Origin of the sequence: Shewanella sp. MTB7 (genome assembly GCF_027571385.1) — a bacterium.
Classification (GTDB): Bacteria; Pseudomonadota; Gammaproteobacteria; order Enterobacterales; family Shewanellaceae; genus Shewanella.
This window is the reverse complement of record NZ_CP085636.1, coordinates 350,796-370,860: the sequence shown is the minus strand read 5'-3', so window position 1 is coordinate 370,860 and position 20,065 is coordinate 350,796. Positions and strand designations below refer to the sequence as shown.

Annotated in this window: 17 protein-coding genes; 9 read left to right on the top strand and 8 right to left on the bottom strand. The window is 41.9% G+C overall.

From position 1 onward, the window contains the following. Positions 1-275 precede the first annotated feature (275 nt). The 4 genes from HWQ47_RS01625 to HWQ47_RS01610 all read right to left on the bottom strand — a co-directional run bounded on the left by HWQ47_RS01625 (position 276) and on the right by HWQ47_RS01610 (position 4,475). Positions 276-1,496, bottom strand: a complete 1,221-nt coding sequence (locus HWQ47_RS01625) for a sensor histidine kinase (protein WP_269969470.1) — start codon at positions 1,494-1,496, stop codon at positions 276-278. Next, on the bottom strand, positions 1,483-2,157 hold the full coding sequence (locus HWQ47_RS01620) for a response regulator transcription factor (RefSeq protein ID WP_269969469.1): 675 nt from the start codon (positions 2,155-2,157) through the stop codon (positions 1,483-1,485). The genes HWQ47_RS01625 and HWQ47_RS01620 overlap by 14 nt, the downstream gene beginning before the upstream one ends. 3 nt (positions 2,158-2,160) lie before the next feature. Then, positions 2,161-2,931 (bottom strand): helix-turn-helix domain-containing protein, encoded by a 771-nt coding sequence (locus tag HWQ47_RS01615; protein ID WP_269969468.1) that lies wholly within the window; start codon positions 2,929-2,931, stop codon positions 2,161-2,163. 335 nt (positions 2,932-3,266) lie between these two features. Then, positions 3,267-4,475, bottom strand: coding sequence for a cation:proton antiporter (locus HWQ47_RS01610; protein WP_269969467.1), 1,209 nt, complete (start codon positions 4,473-4,475; stop codon positions 3,267-3,269). A 116-nt stretch (positions 4,476-4,591) separates the two neighbouring features. Here HWQ47_RS01610 and HWQ47_RS01605 point away from each other — a divergent pair, with 116 nt between their 5' ends. Then, on the top strand, positions 4,592-5,455 hold the full coding sequence (locus HWQ47_RS01605) for a universal stress protein (protein ID WP_269969466.1): 864 nt from the start codon (positions 4,592-4,594) through the stop codon (positions 5,453-5,455). A gap of 251 nt (positions 5,456-5,706) precedes the next feature. Here the strand turns inward: HWQ47_RS01605 and HWQ47_RS01600 are convergent, their stop codons facing one another. Both HWQ47_RS01600 and HWQ47_RS01595 read right to left on the bottom strand, forming a co-directional pair. After that, positions 5,707-7,473, bottom strand: a complete 1,767-nt coding sequence (locus HWQ47_RS01600) for a DUF3413 domain-containing protein (RefSeq protein WP_269969465.1) — start codon at positions 7,471-7,473, stop codon at positions 5,707-5,709. A gap of 259 nt (positions 7,474-7,732) precedes the next feature. Next, positions 7,733-8,296: a NapC/NirT family cytochrome c gene (locus HWQ47_RS01595; protein ID WP_269969464.1), complete on the bottom strand. Its 564-nt coding sequence runs from the start codon at positions 8,294-8,296 to the stop codon at positions 7,733-7,735. 405 nt (positions 8,297-8,701) lie between these two features. Here HWQ47_RS01595 and HWQ47_RS01590 point away from each other — a divergent pair, with 405 nt between their 5' ends. The 6 genes from HWQ47_RS01590 to HWQ47_RS01565 all read left to right on the top strand — a co-directional run bounded on the left by HWQ47_RS01590 (position 8,702) and on the right by HWQ47_RS01565 (position 15,790). After that, positions 8,702-9,190 (top strand): hypothetical protein, encoded by a 489-nt coding sequence (locus tag HWQ47_RS01590; protein ID WP_269969463.1) that lies wholly within the window; start codon positions 8,702-8,704, stop codon positions 9,188-9,190. A 185-nt stretch (positions 9,191-9,375) separates the two neighbouring features. Then, a complete protein-coding gene (locus HWQ47_RS01585; RefSeq protein ID WP_269969462.1) occupies positions 9,376-9,798 on the top strand; it encodes a DUF2057 family protein in 423 nt (140 codons plus the stop codon). 187 nt (positions 9,799-9,985) lie between these two features. Beyond that, positions 9,986-10,420 (top strand): hypothetical protein, encoded by a 435-nt coding sequence (locus tag HWQ47_RS01580; RefSeq protein ID WP_269969461.1) that lies wholly within the window; start codon positions 9,986-9,988, stop codon positions 10,418-10,420. A gap of 261 nt (positions 10,421-10,681) precedes the next feature. Then, positions 10,682-11,098, top strand: coding sequence for a heavy metal-binding domain-containing protein (locus HWQ47_RS01575; RefSeq protein ID WP_269969460.1), 417 nt, complete (start codon positions 10,682-10,684; stop codon positions 11,096-11,098). A gap of 22 nt (positions 11,099-11,120) precedes the next feature. Next, complete coding sequence (locus HWQ47_RS01570) at positions 11,121-12,641, top strand: efflux RND transporter periplasmic adaptor subunit (RefSeq protein WP_269969459.1); 1,521 nt, start codon at positions 11,121-11,123, stop codon at positions 12,639-12,641. A gap of 14 nt (positions 12,642-12,655) precedes the next feature. Continuing rightward, positions 12,656-15,790: an efflux RND transporter permease subunit gene (locus tag HWQ47_RS01565; RefSeq protein ID WP_269969458.1), complete on the top strand. Its 3,135-nt coding sequence runs from the start codon at positions 12,656-12,658 to the stop codon at positions 15,788-15,790. An 86-nt stretch (positions 15,791-15,876) separates the two neighbouring features. Here the strand turns inward: HWQ47_RS01565 and HWQ47_RS01560 are convergent, their stop codons facing one another. Continuing rightward, a complete protein-coding gene (locus HWQ47_RS01560; RefSeq protein ID WP_269969457.1) occupies positions 15,877-16,671 on the bottom strand; it encodes a VOC family protein in 795 nt (264 codons plus the stop codon). Between the two features lie 202 nt (positions 16,672-16,873). On the opposite strand from HWQ47_RS01560, the gene HWQ47_RS01555 reads away from it, so the two are divergent. Both HWQ47_RS01555 and HWQ47_RS01550 read left to right on the top strand, forming a co-directional pair. Next, complete coding sequence (locus tag HWQ47_RS01555; protein ID WP_269969456.1) at positions 16,874-17,287, top strand: globin family protein; 414 nt, start codon at positions 16,874-16,876, stop codon at positions 17,285-17,287. Positions 17,288-17,448: 161 nt separating this feature from the next. Beyond that, on the top strand, positions 17,449-18,645 hold the full coding sequence (locus tag HWQ47_RS01550) for a GGDEF domain-containing protein (RefSeq protein WP_269969455.1): 1,197 nt from the start codon (positions 17,449-17,451) through the stop codon (positions 18,643-18,645). Between the two features lie 108 nt (positions 18,646-18,753). Here the strand turns inward: HWQ47_RS01550 and mtr are convergent, their stop codons facing one another. After that, entirely contained in the window at positions 18,754-20,010 is a 1,257-nt protein-coding gene (gene mtr, locus HWQ47_RS01545) for a tryptophan permease (protein WP_269969454.1), read from the bottom strand. Between the last annotated feature and the right edge of the window lie 55 nt (positions 20,011-20,065).

Here is a 20,065-nt window from a genome sequence, read left to right as displayed (position 1 = left end):
TTATTTTAGAACTATGATGAGAATTTCAATTTAAAAATTGAGCATAGATTAACGTATAACAAATATTATGAAGTGATATCGCTCACTATAATATTTCATGGTTTAAAAACAGTGTGGAAATGAGCAGTAATTTAAAAAACAAACAAAATAAATTACAACGAATGAACAATGGCTAATAGATAAGTACATGCACCATACACAAGGAAAATAATGTGACCTAGCCACTATCTATTAATAAATAATTAATCCTGCTTCACAAAAGCACTGCAATATATTTATTGATTAGAATGTATAATTAATCTAGCCCTGAAGTAATTATCACCATTGGATGTCGAATAGCTCCAATTAAGTTGTTTGGTTAATCTCTCAACTAACATCAATCCAAGTCCAAAACCGCTAGTATTATATTTCGACAAAGGGTTAACAATATCGATCCTGTTACCTATCTGCTCAATTTTTATCCCCTTAGCACCATGCTCTAAGCTATTACGGATCAAATTATTCAACACTATCGTTAAGGGCTCCTTGAGCACGTGAATCTCTGTTTCATCACATATTAAATCAACCTTGACATCACTCCCTTGAGCATATTTTTGATCATCAACAATCTCAGTAAGTAATCGTGACAGTTTCACATCACAGCTATTCATAGGGCTACAGTCTGAGCTCATTAACCAAAGTAGGGTCTCTGTGATTGATTTCATCTGGGTTGTCGCCTGGCTAGCATGTAAGGTTGGGCCTGTGAGCTCGCCTTGTTGCAGAGATAAAATTTCAAATGATGACTGACATATGGCAATAGGAGTTCTTAGTTCATGACTTGCGAATCGCAGAAAAGAGAGCTCTCGCTGCTGTGCTTCTTTCAGCTGCTTAATGGAGCTGTCCAGCGCATCCACAATGGATTGGAGTTCGGCGTAGCATTGCTTTGGAAATTTAAGTTGCTGCATACCTTGCCAGTCGTGTTGTTTGATTGCATCGCTAATCTGATGAACCGGCAAGATCACCCGACGCTGCAGGTACCAGGCGAGAATAGTATTTACCGAAAATGTCATGATAACTAACAGGAGAATAGCTGCCATGTTCTTGGGAGCAAATTCTAACTCATGGGTAGCGTTATAATGCAGCCAGACATAATAGGCTTTGCCCTCTTTGGTAGAGTAAAGCATCAGCCCATCGATAAACTTTCCGTCTGAGTGCTGATGCTCAACATCAAGTGCCTGCTCTGGAGGCAAGCCACCACTGATCGCCTTTACCTGATCTGGCACTAAATCCCAACTGGTGTAGACCGTGATATTTTCAGTTTCAATGGCACCTTGGCTAGCACAGGCATAAGTTTCTGCCACCTGACCAGCGTTTCTCATGGTGATTTCATGCATACTGAACATTCCAGTACACATCATGCACAGGGGAATAAGAAAGTTTATAAGCAGGGTGATCGCTAAAAAACATAAGCCGTAAACTTGATATACACGCTTCAAACTCAGCTTAGGCTTCTGCATTTTCTACCCTTAAACACAAGCCAACACCACGAATAGTATGAATAAGTTTTTGTTCGAATGGCTTGTCAACCACTCTTCTAAGCAGGTGCATATGACTTCTCAAACTATCACTATCGGGTAGACTATCTGGCCACAACAAGCGCTCGATCTCCTCCCGTTCAACGGTTTCAGGACTCCTCCGAGCTAGAAATGAGAGGATCTGCCATCCCGTGCGCGACAAAATAAGTTGCTGGCCTTGGCGATAAACTAGATGTGCACCAAAATCAAATTCGAGATCACCAATAGTGAGCCGTTTTGGCGATGGACGTCGTTGAGACACTACCCTAAGGCGTGCCACTAACTCTGCCATCGCAAAAGGTTTAACGAGATAATCATCGGCTCCAGCCTCGAAACCTGAAAGCCTGTCTTGTAAATTGCTCCGTGCTGTTAGCATGATTATTGGAGCCATAACACATTGCTCTTTCCATCTCTTACATGCAGTGATCCCATCACCATCGGGCAGATTAAGATCCAATATTATCGCATCAAATTTATTGTTAAATATGCTCTCTTCAGCCCTTTCAAGAGTCTCTGCGTAGTCACATTCAATCTCATTTAACTCCAGATACTGAATGATATTTTTAGCTAAAAGTCGATTATCTTCGACAAGGAGAACCAACATGATCTATATAATTTCCAATTGATGGGCAATATGAACTAAATTGGCCCTATTGCTGGCAGACAACTTATTTCTCAAAGACTCAAGGTGGTATTCCACACCACGAACTGTAATATCCAGTTGCACAGAGATCTCGTGGTTGTGTAACCCGGTAGCAGCCATTTTTAATGCCTTTATTGCCGTTTTATTAAACAAATTGTATTGCCGATAAGGATTTATTTCATTATGAAAATGTTCAAATAGTGTCAGTTGAGTTTGTTTTAATGTCTGCTCTAATTCTGCAAGTCTTAACTCTTCATATGAGTATTTTGACAATAGTGTAAATCGACCGCTCCAAGTATCCGATGCAAAATGCTTCAACGGCCAACTAAGGACTGTATTGATACCATGGCTATTAAACAGTTTTTGAACTTTAGTCGGCTGACCATCTTGGGAGAGAACATAGCAATAGGGAGAATCAAGCTTCAAGGCCGCACCAAAGTTAATATCCGTAGACGCGACACGCGTCACGTATTGTTGATGCAACAGTTTAACTTTCGGTGAGGAAGCAAGTACGCCGCCACTGCTTCTTAACACTTTACGTGTCAGCAAACTTTTACGGTTGTTACCTAAATAGTCTTGATAAGCGCTATTGGCTATTCCTTGAAACCAAAATCCACCGAAACCCAGTTCAGCAATTGGAGATTTTATATTATTGAGGAGATCTTCAGCTAAAGGATTTAGATCAGACTTACTTTCATCTATTAACCATGCACTGCTATTCATCTGTCCCATCATTCCGAAACCAATCAAAACTATTCAAGGTCACAAGCGACCAAACTACAAACTGATAAACCAGTAGCAGTAACTTTACTCAAATAGCGGTAACGGATAAACGTTCTTAATGGAGATTTTCTAACCACACAACAGAAACGTAAAATTTAATTTATAGTGCAATTATTTTGACGCAATTTTGACGTAGCTTACTCTATAATTATTTCCGCTTTTCAAAAACGATACTGATATTATAACAAAGTCATAGTCACAAAGAGAGATGACTACATCACGGACGAAAGTAGATAAATAGAGAGGTACAGACATAACTAACTATAATTGACTTGAGCACAAGCTAATTAAGGGACGTCTAAAAGATCTGCATGCTTTTTTAAACTCCACTTTAACAATAGCGGACCAACGAGAGTGGTAATAGCAATAATCACCACTAATTCGGTAAATAGCTTACTGTCAATAATGTTCATTTGTAGCCCCAATTCGGCAAACACTAAACCAACCTCCCCTCTTGGTACCATAGCACTACCTACCACAGCTTTGGTTTGCCATTGCCCCCCAGCAAGCCAACCAGCTAATAATTTACTTAGAATGGCCAACAAGGATAACCAAAGTAATAGTAATATCCCACCAACACTGTAATCGAGCTGACTTAAATCTAAACTAATGCCTACATACACAAAAAATATCGGAGCAAATACATCCACTAATGCAGCTGTTGATAACTCCATTTTGTGAGTGAAAGCAAAGGGATTAACTAAATAACGATTAAGAGGAGAGATAAACTGCCGGCTGAGGGCTAAGCCGACAGCAAAACCACCGAGTAATGCCGGCGCACCGAATAAGTGGGCAAGCCATGCAAAAAAGCAGATTAAAATCATAGTAATGATGACTTCGTAACCTGAACTATCAGCAACGGGCTTCAACGCTCTTGCTAAGTACATGAGTGCCCGAGCCAGTGGGGGAGTCAAGATTAAAAACAACAGTACTTTGGCAATAAGTATAAAGGTGCTGGCAACGTCAAGCTCACCATGGCTAGCAAAATTGAATAGTACGCTAAGCAATATCACACCAGCGATATCATCAATAACCGCAGCACCGAGAATGATGTTTCCTACTGGGGTTTGTGCTTGTTTAGCTTGATTCAGTACCCGCAATGATATGCCTATACTGGTCGCGGTTAATGCACAACCAAGATAGAGCGCAATAAAAGGTGAATCCGTCAGATAATATGCACTGCTAAAACCGATCACAATAGCAGGAACGATTATGCCTAATGCAGCAACACTCACTGCACGACCACCCGCTTGATATAAACGTTTAATGGACGTTTCACACCCAATGGAGAATAGCAGCAAGATCACCCCTAATTCAGCCAGTACAGCTAAAGTCGGGTTAGGAGTAACAAAATTTAGGAGTGTTGGCCCTAACAACAGACCAGCTAAGATTTCACCTACAACAGCAGGTAATGCTAGGCATTTAAATAAACTCCCAAAAAGTTTACCGCAAAATAGGATTAAGCATAACGAGATAATGAACTGGTCTACCGCCATTTTCGCCTCGCAACAACAGCACTACCTGAATGGATTTTGAGCGTTTTAATGATGAAGATCAAGGAGTAAATATGGAAATTTGATATGTTGGATATAAGTCATGAAAGGAGATGCACATGGATAAACTGTTTATCATTTCGCACAAGCATCAGCAACAAACTGATGCAATCAGTGCTGGGGTTTTATTGGCTAATCAGTTGGGATTACATCCTGAGATTATTGCTTACAGCTATGAGTCATTTAGTGGCGATGCATATTATAATCCTCGTATCGCAGCGGCAGCACGTGCACAAGTATTGGCCAAAGATAAAACCATCGTGCAACAACTACTCGATAAACTTAATGCCCGCAATGTACCTTTTACCAACATGTGGTGTAAGAACTTATGTGAACATGCTTGCGAATATGTACACCCAAGTGAATATGCCATGATGCTTAAATCAATACATGAGTCGACGCATTTTCTTCCTATGGATTGGCAACTTATTCGTCATACTAAGGTGCCACTCATGCTACTAAGTAATAATCCTCTTAATCGAGTGAAGTCTATTTTGATGGCTGTGGACTTGGGCAGTAATAACTCCTCGAAGCAAGCACTCAATCAAGCCGTCATCACTCAAGCAAATCGACTTGCTGCAGCAACAGATTATGACCTACATCTAGGGTTTGTGATCCGTTTACCTAAAATATTACGAGATATGGATTTAGTAAATAGTCACAGCCTAATCAAAGAAGCCTATCAAAAGCATCAACAGGTAATTGACCAAATAGGACTCGATCGCGACCATGTACACATAATGGCTGGGGACGCCGACATGTGCCTATTTGAATTAAGTTGCCGTTTAAAAGCCCAATATCTAGTCATGGGAGCGCGCCAAAGACAAGGCATACTTGGTCATGTTATTGGCAATACTGCCGAGTCAATTTTAACGCGGATCCGAAGTAATGTACTGGTGGTTCCATATTATTCTAAGGATTAAAGAGTGTAGGCACCTGCAGTTAATACCTCCCCCCAACCTCTTACTAAGTTGTATCAATAAACTTAGTAAGAGGTTGTAATACCAGGTAAAAACCAAGCCTCCCATATTGCCCTGTTCTATGGGATGGTAGGAAGCGAGGTTTATCCCTAAGGAATGGGGCAAAATCCTACTTATTAAATCGACTGATTTGCTGCAATGCCTCTTGTAGGTATTGAACATTTAAGTCTTTCCCTTTCAATGGCTGGTTTGTCTTATCTAGATAATTGATATTGACCTGTCGCCCCCACCTCTAAAATAGAATCGTCTTCAATAATGGCATAGCCACTGTAGTTCGAAGATAAAATCCATGAACGATCCACCTGCTCGCCAAGTAAGTCTTCACCAACAGAATAATCTTTGCTGTTACTCGTCACACCTAAGTAATTCTTCATCAATGTGGGGACTACGTCTTGATGGCTAGTGAACACATTAGCTTGACGGTCTAATTCATTCTGATGAATTTTGGGTCCAAAGATGGCAAAGGGAACTTTCACTTGTGCGTCGGTATAATTACTATTATGGCCCCAGAAATTCATGCGATTATCATTCATCTCTTGACCATGATCGCCAGTAATAATGACGAGAGTATTGTCTAAATCACCTGTTTCTTTTAGCTTATCTAATACTTGTTTAACTAGGCTATCCACAAAATGAACACTGGTTTTATAGCGATTAAAGAAAGGAGTCGGTGCACTATTATTATCCAGCTCCAAATAATTAACATGCTCTAACATGGGCTCATAACGATGAGAGTAATCTTTAGGAAAATCATATCCGTGTGGCGCATCGTAAAATAAGAATGAAAAAACCGGTTTAGAGGTATCGCGTTGAACGTACCATTCCAACCAGTCCTTGGTTAAATCCTTATCTCGCTCTGATGGTGAGTTACCTTCTGATTTAATACGTAGATTAGGAACATTTCTAAATACCGTTTGATTAAATTCAGGCTTCTCAAGTTGTGCAGCGGTGAATATGCCCATGTCATAATTCAGCTCTTGCAAACGGTCGATTAAAAGTGGTGATTTTTGATTCGCTAAAAAACCATGCCAGTAAGTACCCGGAATACCATAAAACAAGCCGAAAATGCCGGTACGTGTTGAATTACCTGTCGCGATATGATTATCAAACACCATTCCTGCTTGCGCATATTGCCACATGTTTGGGGTGTTTTCAGCGTTAAAGGTATCCGCACGCCATGAGTCGACGACCAACATCATGATATTAATTGGCTGTTCAACCCCCTCTTTTTGTAATGGTGATAATGGGTAATTTAAATCACTTTTACGATTCATTTTCATCGAGTTTTGACGCGTCATCGCCTCTTCATCTATCCAGCCGTATTTTTTCATCATGCTATTTGATGTCGCTGGATAAAAAGCCGGTAAATAGCGTTTCACCGTGGTTACTTGCTGATAAGCATTAGCGGCAGCCCAAATGTGAATACCATGAGTGGCTATTAACGCAAATAATGTCATTACTGCAAACTTGCGCCCCAATTTATGTTGAGTCACTGCGGCGGGGGTTTCTAACCACCTGATCAGCACATATTGACCAGCAATAAGCATCCCCACACCAGCAATTACCGTAAGCCAAGTGATTAATGGAAAACTGACTACCTGTCCCGATAACACTAGCTCTAGTACAACTGCATTAATATGAAATCGATACTGAGCAAACACCAGTGTATCTATCAATAATACCGCTATGCCAAGCGATGCAACTAGAGCTTGGATACCATTACGTGCCTTTGAGTTCTTAATAAAAATAGCAGGTAATGCAATTAAACCAATAATGCCTGCTAACAGCACCATTTGGCTGAATGTGCCAGAAATAATGAAACTTAAGCCTAATGGATCGGTAGGGATCTCTGGTAAAAAAGCAAAGTAACGCGTTGCTACTGCCATCGCTATAAGACTATTGATTAAAATGAACCAGCCATGGCAATGAAACCTTTGTTTTAATGTCAATGTATTCAACACAATGTGTCCAGTTATAATAGATTAATGAATGTCTTATTCAACGGTATGATAGACAAGAAATGCATTTTGCCATGTATTATTGAGCAGAGTCATCAACAACCGTAGTTTCCCTCGAATACTAGTTCGCACTGACACCATCCATGGTGTTCGCGGATAACTACATCCATGTACGAAAAAAGCCCCGTTGATATCAACGAGGCTTCCTAATCACACAACACCGATTAATCGATACTGCTAGCGGCTCACATGCTAGGTAGCATTATCCTTTAGGATATACGTGTGCAACGCCTTTATGACAGTCTACACAGGTCTTACGCTTGTCAGCATCTTTCTTGAAATTGTTGCTATGCATTCTTTTCGCCATCTTCTTCATGGTTTCTGGCTGATCTTCGTAAATGCGGGTGTGACAGTGCTGGCAGTTAGCAGAATCGTTACCTTTAAAGTACTTAAGCGCTAGATCAGCTTGTTCTTTACGGTTTTCATCTAACCACTCTTGCGTGTTAAAACCATCAATCGTTAAGTAGCCGTATAGATCTTTAGATACGATGATCTTCTTAACTAAATACTTAACTGGATTGTGTGGTAAATGACAATCTTGACACTGTACAGTCACACCAGCACGACCTCCGCCATGAGCAGAAGCAAGCACTTCATCTTTCAATGAATGGTTGCTGTGACAACTCATGCAAAATTCATCTGTACTTGTCGCGTGTAAAGTTTGTTGTGTCGCAAAATAGCCAACTACACCGACAACAATACCTACCACTAATAGGGCTAATATTGAGTACTTTGCGCTTGGTCTAAACAGTGCCCGTAAGTTCATCACTCTTCTCCAGATATTTAAATTATTATATCGAAATAAATTTTACGTCATCTCGTTAAGCCCGAATTATAAACCAAGTCTTGCTCATTGATCTGACTGTAATAGTACAAAATGAGACCTAGATCTAACTCTAATTTGATAAATATAGAAATTAGGTCTTTGTTCGATTTACATTCGTATTAGCTAAATTAATCTAATCTATCAACAACTGCACAGTTGCAACCTTAACTATTTGATACAAATCAACTTTTATATATTTTTATCTATTTATTATCCTTACTTCATCTCTCAAATCATATAAATTGGCATTAAATTGAATTATTTTTTACTTAATGTGAAACTTTTCCTGAAGCTGTTAGGTCTATTACGACAACACACTCACACCATTAGCGAATGACGAGAAATATGTCGAAGCAATTAACATACTTGGTATTAATCATCTCTCTGGTTGGGCAACTTTTGCTTACTCCAGCGATGGCGATGCCCAGCTTATTGCACGCATTTAGTCATGTTCAAATGATGACAGTAGATAATCATTCAAGTGAGATGATCAAACTACTAAGCACACCACACCAGAGCACACTTCTCGTTCCGGTGTCTTCTCACAGTAATACGACCGTCGAAAGCATACACAACCAACAAAGCTGTGGCATGATAATATCCAACATACCGATGCCTGCTGATGTAGGGATTACGATTGATTGTGACGCTCTATGTGAAATGATGGGTTCTGGAGACTGTGTATCGCATTGCGCAAATGCTACTGGCATTTTAATTCAAGCACAATTTGCACTCGTATTGCCAGAATCTAGCGCTGCAATTCAAACCCGTTCATGGTCGACACAAACCGCTGAACCAGTTCCCTTTACTCCCCCTCCGATGCAAATCGTATAGCTATATCTATCTATTTCGCACCACTGCCTATAAAGCATGCGAAAAATACAATTTAACCATACTTTTTATTTTAAATAGAAATCGACATCTGTGTCTGTATTAAATCATGCCTATCTTATTGGCTGATTATATCAGTACCATTTGCACTCGCTCTGTTTAAAGCTAGTTTTAATTTGGAGTTTAATATGAAAACATTCATTACTGCTGTAGCCCTTACTCTTGCCAGCTTCACATCTCTTGCTGCCAGTGTTTCGTTCCCTGAGTCTTTGGATATCACCGGAGTCAATGGGCAAACTAAATTCAATAATCACCAGGTGCAGCTCAACCAAGGAAAAAATCTTATTGAGCTTAAATATTATGATACTTTTGAGGTCAACGCCGATGATTCCGGTGCCTGGGTAAAGTCTCAACCTCTCTATCTATTAATGACTTCAAACAATCAAGAGCAGTATCGAGCTTTCACCCCTGATATCGAGTCGGAAGAAGAAGCCTATGAGTTTATCAATAACCCAGTGATCACACTGACCAATACTGCCGGAATGGAGAAAGAGATCGCCTTGCTCACTCACCATCAGCTTATGGCTCAGTTACTATTTGCTAAGCAGTAAATTTACATGTGGGAGCAACAGTTATTATTCTCTGGCTCCCACAATATTAGTGTAAGTGGCCACTGCATCGGCAAATTGAGTGAAGTTCACACCAAATGCTTAATAAGATAAGTAAAAAATGTGAATTAGGTCGATGTACTAATTCACACTCATGGTAAACTAACATCAATTCATTATTGGAAGCTCTATGTTAATGTTTCTGCGCCGTCATATATTATTAGTCTTTACCCTGCTCGCTATGCTGAGCCAAGGGGTGTTTGCTAATGGTTTAATGATTGATAATCCGCAGTCCCATAAAGCTATGATGTCAGGTTCACACCATGGCACAATGATGAACATAAAAGATGGAGCGACTTGCCACACTGAGCAGACAGTTGAATTATCCCTTTGCTGCGAAAACGAGCAGAACAGTATGCTTCCCGGCGCTGCTCAAAATTGCTGTGACGGTGACAACTCCTGCAAAGGTGACTGCAGTCATTGCCTTGTTATCTCGATGACAGGTACTCTATTCAGTTCTAAATCTTGGTCAGGATTTAGTCCCTCTGAGTTTATTATGGCCACTCAAATGCCTCATTTTCACTCTATATCTTTGCCTCAAGATATCAAACCTCCAATAGCATAATTTAAGCGGCTTTTGCCCTTAACACTTCAGTCTAACTGGACTGAATACATGCTTTATATTTAAACAATTAATTTATCGCTTCAATTGATAATGTTGGTATAAACTCGGTCAGCCGAACGCTTTCTATATTAAGCGGCGACTCTGTTCATCTAATACTGTTATCTGTTGTGATTGCATTTATTTTAGCCCTTGCTTGGCATGACTATCTTTATCGCTTAAGCGGTGAACAGTCATAAGTAAGCGGCAAAATGGAGTTATTCAATGAAAATCCTTTTAAGCCTAATTTTATCGGCCTTTATCTTAGTATCTGTTGTTCCGATGACGATTGCCCACGAGCACTCACAACATCAAGAACATGCTCAACACCATGAAACTAAAACAGATCATACCTGCCCTATGCACCCAGAAGTTACAGGTAAACAGGGAGATACTTGCCCTAAATGTGGGATGAACCTCACCAAATCTCAAGTGACATCTAAGCAACATAAAAATTGCACATCTTGCCCGAAAAGTAAGACGCACTCTCACATGCATGGTAAAACAGCCAATACTCACGCATGTCCCATGACTCCATCCATTACAGGAAAAGAGGGGGATACTTGCCCTAAATGTGGAATGAACTTGGAACCGATGCAGACCAAGGCTGATACTCAGTCTACGCATCACCACAAGCACTAATTTAGGCGGAAGATGAGGCATTATGAGTCAATTAAATATGAACAATAAACGTAACAAGTTAGCCTACCTGCTTAGCCTATTTATGGTGGTTACTCCGCAGTTAGCGCACTCTCAATCACTATCAGCTCAGGCAATGCCCGAGGCAAAACAAGTGATGCATGATCACAATCATGCATCAAAGACTTATGTCTGCCCTATGCATCCAGATGAAACCAGCCATGAAGCTGGCAGTCGTTGTTCTATCTGCAACATGTTCCTTGTTGAAACGGAAGAAGAGGAGGAAGAGAAAGGCAAAGTTGATCACTCAAGTCATGATATGAGCCTTATGTCTGCTGAAGATCACTCAGGCCATGCAGCGCAAACTGCAACCTCACCCGCTGACAAAGTATTTAATGCAGCTAAACCGGTCTCATTAAACAATGGAGATAACATCAAGTATGTCTGTCCTATGCACGCTCACATCATCAGTGACGTTCCTAGTACCTGTCCAATCTGTGGTATGAACCTAGAAAAAGTTGAACTTAGTGGGAGTGGGACGGAGATACAGATAGAGGTTTCTGGTGGCATGCAGCAAGCACTCGCCTTGAAAGTTGCCCTAGTTGAGAAAGATACTCTGTGGAAATTTGTTCAGACTGTAGGCCAGGTTGATTACGATGAAAGTCAGATAAATCACCTCCATGCACGCGTCAACGGCTGGATAGAGAAGTTAACCATCACCTCTGTTGGTGACAAGATAACCAAAGGTCAGCTACTTTATGAGATCTATTCTCCAGAGCTTATCAATGCTCAAGATGATTTTCTTTTAGCACATGACACCCTCAAACGGGCAGGCAATGATGCTAGTTACCAAGATTTGGTTCGAAAAGCAGGACTAAGACTAGAGCTACTTGGCTTTCAACCACAACAGATAAAGGCCTTAGCTAAATCGAAGAAAACGCAATACCGCGTCCCCTTTTATGCCAAAAATGATGGCATTGTAAAAGCATTAAACGTCAGAGATGGCATGTATATACAACCCTCAACCGAAGTGATGTCGGTGGTGGATCTCTCTAAGGTATGGGTGATCGCCGAGGTTTTTGAAAACGAACAGAGTTGGCTGGCTGTAGGACAAAGAGCTGAAATATCAGTACCCGCGATGGGAATTAAAGGAATTGAAGGCAAGATTGACTACATCTATCCAGAGCTAGATCCCGTCACTCGAAGCTTAAGAGTGCGTATTGTTGTACAGAACTCGGACATTGAGCTCAGACCTAACACATTAGCCAAAATAGGGATCTTCGGCGGGCCAAATAAAGATGTACTCGTTATTCCTCAAGAAGCCCTTATTCAAACAGGCAAAGAGAACCGAGTCATAGTGAAACTTGAAGATAATAGCTTTACTGCTCGAAAAGTCACAGTGGGCATGCTAAGCCAAGGTAAAGCTGAGATTAAAGAAGGACTTGAAGAGAATGAGCGCGTGGTCACTTCGGGACAATTTCTTCTCGATTCAGAAGCCAGCCTTAAGGGCAGTTTAATGCGCCTTAGCAGCGGCCACCAGCACTAAGAGGGGGAGTTATTATGCTTAAGAAAATAATAGAAGCCTCTATTAAACAGAGGTTCATGATATTAATTGTCACCATAATGATCACTGTTTGGGGCATACAAGAGCTAAGAAATACACCACTAGATGCCCTACCGGATCTCTCGGATGTGCAGGTGATTATCAAGACCCCTTTCCCAGGTCAAGCCCCTAAACTGGTCGAGGAGCAAGTGACCTACCCACTCTCCACGGCCATGTTGGCAGTTCCGGGCGCTAAAACAGTTCGTGGCTACTCCTTCTTTGGTGACTCCTATGTCTATGTCATCTTCGAAGATGGTACCGACATCTACTGGGCGCGTTCACGAGTATTAGAGTACTTGAGTCAAGTTAGCAGTCGCTTACCTCAAGGGGTTCAACCTTCGCTTGGGCCCGATGCATCTGGTGTCGGCTGGATTTTTGAATATGCCTTAGTCGATCGTTCTGGCAATTTAGATCTATCACAACTCAAAAGCTTACAAGACTGGTACCTGAAACTTGAACTGCAAAGTGTTGCGGGGGTCTCTGAAGTCGCGACTGTCGGTGGCATGGAGCAAACCTATCAGATAGTGATAGAGCCTGATAAGTTAGCCATCTATAAGCTTGATATTGCGTCGATAAAAAATGCGATTTCCAAGTCAAATACCGAAGCTGGTGGTTCCGTTATCGAGATGGCTGAAGCTGAGTATATGGTTCGAGCCAAAGGTTACCGTCAAACCTTAGATGACTTTAGGGAGATCCCACTGGGGATAACCAGTCCTTCAGGTACAGGTCTGTTACTCAAGGATGTGGCGACAGTGCGAAAAGGCCCAGCCTCACGACGTGGTATCGCCGAGCTTGATGGTGAAGGTGAAGTGGTCGGCGGCATCATAGTGATGCGCTATGGTGAAAATGCTTTAGCGACCATAGAAGCAGTTAAAAATAAACTTGAGCAATTAAAGTCAGGCTTGCCAGAAGGGGTGGAGATCATCCCGACCTACGATCGCTCACAACTTATCGAAAGCTCTGTCGATAACCTATTTAATAAGGTTATCGAAGAGATGTTCGTCGTTGGTATAGTCTGTCTGCTTTTCTTGCTACATGCTCGCTCAACCTTAGTTGCCGTTATCACTCTCCCTTTGGCTATATTGATCGCCTTTATTGTGATGAATAAGATGGGAGTTAATGCCAACATCATGAGCTTAGGTGGTATTGCTATTGCCATCGGTGCCGTTGTCGATGGCGCGATTGTGATGATCGAAAATATGCATAAGCATCTGGAATACTTCGAGGAGGAGCATCAACGTCCCCCCAACAATGTTGAGCATTGGAAAATCGTCTCCGAAGCCTCTACCGAGGTTGGGCCGGCACTGTTTTTCTCGCTGATCATTATCACTCTGAGCTTTGTACCTGTGTTTGCACTCGAAGCACAAGAGGGCCGTTTATTCAGCCCGCTTGCCTACACTAAAACCTTTGCCATGGCAGCAGCTGCACTGCTCTCTATCACCTTAGTGCCTATTCTCATGGGCTTCTTTATACGTGGAAAAATCCCCAAAGAAACCAGCAACCCTATTAGCCGGGTGTTGATTGCTATGTATAAACCCTCACTAACACTGGTATTAAAATTTCCTAAAATGACGCTAGTCGTCGCCTTAGTTGCCTTAATGAGTGCTTGGTATCCATTAAGTAATATGGGCAGTGAATTTATGCCTGAACTCGAAGAGGGGGATCTGCTTTATATGCCTACGGCTCTGCCGGGGATCAGTGCCAGTAAAGCGGCTGAGATTTTACAGCAAACCGATCGTTTGATAAAAACAGTCCCTGAAGTCAAACGCGTATTTGGCAAAGTTGGCCGCGCCGAAACCGCAACAGATCCAGCCCCTCTAACTATGCTGGAAACCACCATCATGCTTAAACCGCGAGATGAGTGGCGTGAAGGTTTTGAACTTAAAGATATCATTGAACAACTGCAACAGACGGTCAAAGTGCCAGGACTGACCAATGCCTGGGTTCAACCCATTAAAACCCGTATTGATATGCTATCCACAGGCATTAAAACACCAGTTGGCATTAAAATTACCGGAGCAGACGTTAATGAGTTACAGAAAATAGGCACCAGTATTGAAGCCATCCTGAGCAAATTGCCCAACACTAAATCGGCCTATGCTGAACGCGTTGGCGGTGGCCGATATATTGATATCACCCCTAAGTTAGATGTGGCTTCTCGCTATGACATGACTTTAACCGATATTCAGGATGTGGTTCGCTACGCCATTGGCGGTATGGATATTGGTGAATCGGTGCAGGGAGCTGAACGTTACCCGATTAACCTACGTTACCCACGTGAGCTAAGAGACAACATTGAGAAACTCAGAGAGCTGCCAGTGATCACGAAAACAGGTCACTATTTGCCATTGCGTAATCTAGCTGACATCGAGATAACCGATGGTCCACCAATGCTTAAAAGTGAAAATGGTCGTCTTATCTCTTGGGTCTTTGTCGACATAGAAGGCACCTCTATTGGTGAATATATTGAGCAGGCTAAAGTCGCACTGGATAACGAACTTGTCGTCCCACCACGATATAGCTATGTATTTGCTGGTCAATATGAATATATGCAGCGAGTGGACGCCAAGTTGCAAAAGGTTATCCCGATGGCGCTTGGGGTGATTTTCATATTGCTTATGCTCACTTTCAACTCAACGCTGCAGGCTAGCATCATAATGTTAAGCTTACCTTTTGCTTTAGTTGGTAGTACTTGGCTGCTCTACTTCTTAGATTTCAACATGTCTGTTGCGGTCGCTGTCGGCATGATTGCTCTAGCTGGTGTAGCAGCCGAATTTGGTGTAGTCATGCTGGTGTATTTAAATAATGCCATTAAACACAGAAAAGAGACTGGCGGTTATGAATCTGTGAACGATCTCAAAGAGGCTTTGATAGAAGGCGCCGTCATGCGTATACGACCTAAGGCGATGACTGTGGCAACCATCTTTTTTGGACTCTTACCCATTATGTGGGGCTCAGGCGCCGGAAATGATGTAATGCAGAAGATTGCCGCACCTATGGTGGGCGGTATGGTTACAGCACCGCTGCTGTCACTTTTTGTTTTGCCGGCACTCTACCTACTAATCTATTCTCGTAAACTTAAGCAAACATAAAGCTAATATTAAAGGTATTACAATAAAAAAACGCCTGTTCATATGAGCAGGCGTTTTTGTCTTTATAAAGCTTGTACTCATCAGAACTAACTTGCAGAGCCAAGCGCTATCACAGAAAAGAAGCCGCCTTGGGGATCGCTAATCACACTAAAACGACCAACACCGGGAATATTAGTGGGTGGCACACAGACTTTAGCCCCCAATTTGATCGCCTTATCTGCGGCTTTATCACAATCCTCAACGGCAAAATAGAGCATCCAATGTGCAGGCATAGCTCCCCACTCTTCAGTCATCTCCATCATGCCACCAAACGGAACATCTTCCACTGACCACTGGGTATATTCAAAATCTGGCATCGCATCACAACGAGACTCCCAACCTAAGGCTGCAGCATAAAATATCTTTGCATTTTGGCTATTACGACTCGCGAGCTCAACCCAACACAAACTTGAATTTTCACCATGACGCTTAGAACCTATATGCTCCCCAGCCTGCCAGATAGCAAACCTAGCCCCCTCAGGATCGCTAAGCAAAGCCATTTGACCCGCAGTTCCCACATCATGAGGCCCTAATACCAAGTTGCCTCCACTAGAGATGACTGCGGCTACGGTAGCATCAACATTATCTACCGCAAAATAGACTGTCCAGGTTGTCGGAACTCCCTGCTCTGACGTTTCAGTTGGCATCTGATATGCGGCGCCAATGTCATAAAGTTCCCCTTCAACCTCTAAACTAAGTAAAGAGTAGACACCATCGGGTATCGGCATATCCTGCACTTTCCACCCAAACAGATCGCTGTAAAATTGCTTTCCAGCAAGTGCGTCCTGACTCGCGAGCTCAACCCAACAAGGTTGTCCATGGACATATTGATTCACCTTCATTGATCTACCCTCTGTCGACATAAACATTTGTATTTCACTGCATTTAGTTAAGCTTGTTTTAGGTTTTCTGTCTATGCTAAATGTGATGGGGAAAAACTCAACAGTTAAACAAGCTGAAACATAGCCCGCTATAACTTACATAGTACTTCTATCTCCACGTTCAACTTAGGACACAATTAGAGATTAAATTGAGGATAGATAAATGGCATTAACACAAAGACAAGTTCAACTCGTTCAACACTCATTTGGTTTAGTTGAGCCTATCTCAGAGCAAGCTACTGATATTTTCTATGATGCACTGTTTAAAATTGACCCCTCGCTTAAACCACTCTTTAGAAATAATATGAAAGTTCAAGGGCGAAAGTTGATTGCGATGTTAAAAGCGGCGGTTGAAGGCTTAGATGATCTCGATGCCTTAGTACCGGTCTTAAAACAGCTTGCCCAAAGACATAACGCTTATGGCGTCAAAAAAAGTCACTTCACACCGGTAGGCAATGCCCTACTCTATACCCTAAAAACGGGTTTAGGCAGCGAATACACCGATGAAGTAAGGCAAGCATGGATCTTAGTTATCCACGTTGTGTCTGACACGATGAAAACAGAGGTTCAAAACTAGCAAATTATCGAAATTAAGCACAAACTCCTTACCAAGCTTTATCAATTGAAAAAAATGTCGACTTATAACGCTATCGCTAATCGATATCTGATTTGAGCAGCTTTTACGGATCTGCCATCCCAGAGTTAAGTGTTTAACTAATTTAATTATTGGGGTTTGTTTTGTCTGCTTTTTACCACCGATGTCGTTATCTCTTTCTTCCTCTATTCTTTACAGGCTTATCGCTGATCGTTTTTCAGCTCTCGCAATCACGCTTCCAGGCTTGGCAAGGGATTATAGAAGAGCTTCCTTATTGGTTACTCACAATCGGTATAGTGATTGCGATACAGTTTAATCGAAGTCGCTTAGCCTATCTAGCCACCTTACTGCTCGCTTATTATCTATGCATGACCGACCCTAGATTTGCCATAACGGGTCTAAATCAGTTTTCAGATCAGCTCTTATTAGGTGGCGCATTTACCATCACTTGGTTTGCTTTCATTAAGGACAGAGGACTGTTATCTCCCCATACCTTAGTGCGAACTATCGGGATACTTTTTTGCTTCATTGCTGCTTTTGGTTGGATTTGGGCCAACACACATTTCAAAGGACAATTAGACACCCTTCTCCCTAAATTCATGACAACAGAAATCCGTGTATTACTCCCTCTTTATATATGTGTCTTGTTGGCTTTCTCTCGGGGGCTCTGGCTATCAAATTTAGCGAGTACCGCCATTTTAATCACCTTACTTCTCTGGGGGGGACACTTTCTACTGCCTAACCCACTCCCCATCTCAGTTTCTGTATCAACGTTAGCGGTTATCTTTTTATTAACAGTGCTGACTGACTCCTATTTTTTGGCTTATCGAGATGAACTAACCGGATTAGCCTCCCGGCGAGCACTCTATAATTTAGTACTTTCTTTAGGTCGAAAATATTCTGTTGCTATGCTGGATATCGATCATTTCAAAAAATTTAATGACACTTATGGCCATGATGTTGGCGATCAAGTACTGAAACTGGTTGCCAGTAAAATTGCAAAGGTTACCGGTGGTGGTAAAGCATTTCGTTATGGTGGAGAGGAGTTCACTATCGTCTTTTCCCGCAAAGACACCTCATCGGTATTAGCCCATCTTGAAGAGGTACGCCAAGCAATAGAAGAATACGATATCGTACTGCGCGATGAGAAACGTAAAAAGCAAACGAAGTCAAAGCGCAACCAAGCCCATAGCAAAAATGATAAGAAAATTGTGGGAGTCACCATCTCGATAGGAGTAGCCGAACATCAAAATGGTGAGAGCTTCGATCAAACAATGAAACAGGCTGACTTAGCCCTATATAAAGCTAAAAAGAAGGGCCGAAATCAGATCTGTGCTTGATAGCATTAGTTTGCCAAAACCATTCTGAGTAGATCACTTTCTTATACTGATTACTATGATACAAAAAAGCCCTCACAAAGAGGGCTCTTGGTTCAAACATGACTTTAATTAACCATAAACAGGTAACATATCGGCCATTGCTAAGAGGTGACAGGCACCAGTGATAACGCCGAACATCATCACTATAGCAATCACCAGATTACCACCTGGCACTTTAAAACTAGTCGCATCAGGAAACAGCTTTCTGATCCGATACGCCATCATAGCTGGAACGATAGCAGTCCAAATTGTCGCTGCAAGCGCTGCAAAACCAATAGCCACCAAGAAACCGTTAGGGAATAGTAGACCAAGTATTGTTGGGGGTAAAAAGGTCACCGCCGCCGTTTTAAAGCGTCCAGTCCTAGACTCGTCAAAACCAAAAAGGTCAGCAAGAAAATCGAACAAACCTAAGGTCACACCAAGAAATGAAGAGGCGACGGCCAAGTTAGCAAAAATGGTCAACATACTCGTTAACCAACTACTGCTCATGACATCCGATAGTGCAGACACTAACACGCCCATATTACCGCCTTGAGCAATAATACCGACAAAATCACTGCGAGCAATATTTCCCATGGTTGCCACTAACCAGCAGACATAGATAACAAAGGCTATCAAGGTGCCAATAACAATGGCTTTAATAATAGTATTGGGATCTTTACCGTAATATTTAACTAGACTTGGTACATTGCCATGATAACCAAAACTTACCAGACCAAATGGGAGTGCTGCCAACATATAAGGCAGATATGAATCTTCTCCACTTGGCATAAACAGTTTTGTGGTATCAATATCAATAAGCAGATCACCTATCGCTAGGAAGAAGGTAATGATCATCCCACCTAGCATCACCGTTGTGATCCTATCGACAGCCTTAGTACTGATAAAAACGATAAACGCCAAGCCCAATGCAAATACTAAACCTGCAACACTTTGTGGCAACTCAATACCTGAAGCTTGCAGACTATGGTTAACGATTGAGCCACCACCGCTGATGTAAGCATAGGCAAGAATATAGAGGACAAAAGCGATAGATAACCCATTCACAATCCTCCAAAAATTACCTAACGTTTCACGCGTCAAAGTGTCAAAACTAGTACCAGGTTCGAAATGAAGATTAGTCTCAAGCAGTAATAAACCTGACACTAACATACAAAACCAAACCCCTAGCATCATAAGAATTGAGTAGCTAAACCACATACCCGCACCGACAACGGGCAGAGAAAACATACCTGCACCGACAGCAGTACCCGCAATAATCATCGCGCCACCAAGCAACGACTTACTAGCAACCTTATCTTTGGCTGCATTCATATGATTGGCCATATAACCCTATTTCTCCAAGTTTGAACTATGACCAGTAATTGTCAGTATCATTATG